Below are 1514 nucleotides of genomic sequence, written 5' to 3' on the forward strand. Positions count from 1 at the left end.
TAGTGCTATTTTTGTATACATCCTCAAGGTAATACCTCCAACATATAAATTTAACCGTACGGGATTCCATACGGTTAGAGTATAAGAAAACCGCCTCGATTTCGATGCGGTTAATTTTTATAGTTTGATTTCTTCAATTTTTGCACGCTGTTCCAGAGTTGAAAGGTAATCCCACATAACCGAACGTTGTCTCTTTAACAAATCGATAGGACATCTAGGTTCAAACTCGAGTTGCCCTTTTTCGTATCGACCAATCATCATGTCTAACTTCTGAAATCGTTCTTTCAATTCGTAGTATTCTTTTTTAAAGCGTTCTTTCCAATCTTCCATATCTTTGCTCCTTTCTAAGCATAAGAAAAGCACTTAGATTTCTCTAGGTGCTTGTTGATAGATATTCTTCATATTCTTTACGTGCATAGTCAGGCATCTTTCTCTTTGCTCTGACAATAAATTCATCAAGTGGAGTGTCATTGGTTGACCTACTAAAATTATAGAAATTATTACTGAAACGATAAATCCATCTTTTAGAACGCTCACTTGTAAAAACTGGTGGATAATCTTTAGAAAAATCCTCCAATATCTGTGGATGGTATTTCTCCAAGAATCCTTGACTAAAGAAAATTGCAACTCCTAAAAAAGCAGCTTGTTCATCTGTCGCATTCTTCAATGGTTCAAACAAGATATATTCTAAATACTTTGCTTTCAATCCACTACCTCCACTTCAATAATCCTTCGTTTAGTGTCAAAAGCCATCTCTTGCACCGTTTCAGATAGAACCTTAAACCTTGTATTTGGTTTAATTATGAACTCTTTCTCATTGGTATGACTACTCAATTCACTGACATACGCACCAACAGATTGCCCTTTTTTGATGAGTATATTCAATTGAATTTCAACATCTCCGCCTCCAAAATCCTCTATAACAGATTTATCAAGACTAGTACTCATCAATCCTTTATCAATCACCAGTGTTTTACCAACAGCATTTTCTAAAAAAATATCTTCTGATTGATTAAACAATCGATAAGTTTTAAATGTTTTTTCTGTTTTATATGTTGAGATAGCTGAAACAACCTGCTCGGCTTTCCTCTCAATATCATTATACCATTTTCTAGTCTCGTCACTTAATTTTTGTGAGTTTCCACCAGTGATTTTATCAAGAAATTCTTGTTTCCCTTCTCTCAATACATGGTTGTAGTCCTTGTACATCGCTGTTGTGTATTCATGGATAGAGTCCACTTCATAACCAGATAGATTTTTCAACCACTTCTGATAAGATTTTTGTTTCTTAAAGAAGTCGTCTATTTCATTTGGTTTATCAGCTACAAAAACCTTGTCAGCCACTTCTGGATTAGATGCCTTGACTCCCCTAAGAACTGCTTCCCCTTCACGCTCCCATCCTGCAAAGATTTCGTCCAGAGAACGTTGCTCAGTGGCTAGTTTTACTGAGCCGTCGTTTTGCAAGATATCAAAGTAAGGACTAGGTTTATCGGACTTGACTGCAGGTCTGATAG

3 protein-coding genes are annotated in these 1514 nt (G+C 35.9%); all 3 read right to left on the reverse strand.

What is annotated here, in order from left to right:
* Positions 1–117 precede the first annotated feature (117 nt).
* Positions 118–330: a hypothetical protein gene (locus tag HT711_RS10955; RefSeq protein WP_173235128.1), complete on the reverse strand. Its 213-nt coding sequence runs from the start codon at positions 328–330 to the stop codon at positions 118–120.
* A gap of 43 nt (positions 331–373) precedes the next feature.
* Positions 374–706 carry a hypothetical protein gene (locus HT711_RS10960; protein WP_173235129.1) on the reverse strand — a complete coding sequence of 111 codons (333 nt, stop codon included), beginning with the start codon at positions 704–706 and terminating at the stop codon, positions 374–376.
* Positions 703–1514, reverse strand: an 812-nt coding sequence (locus HT711_RS10965) for an ADP-ribosyltransferase (protein WP_240149015.1), incomplete at its 5' end; no start/stop codon positions are given. The genes HT711_RS10965 and HT711_RS10960, both read right to left, overlap by 4 nt.

The sequence above is a fragment of the Streptococcus sp. 1032 genome (assembly GCF_013277015.1).
Lineage (GTDB): Bacteria > Bacillota > Bacilli > Lactobacillales > Streptococcaceae > Streptococcus.

What these genes read in the sequence shown, in the direction of transcription:
- HT711_RS10955 (WP_173235128.1), bottom strand. Translation starts at nt 330, where the DNA reads ATGGAAGATTGGAAAGAACGCTTTAAAAAAGAATACTACGAATTGAAA.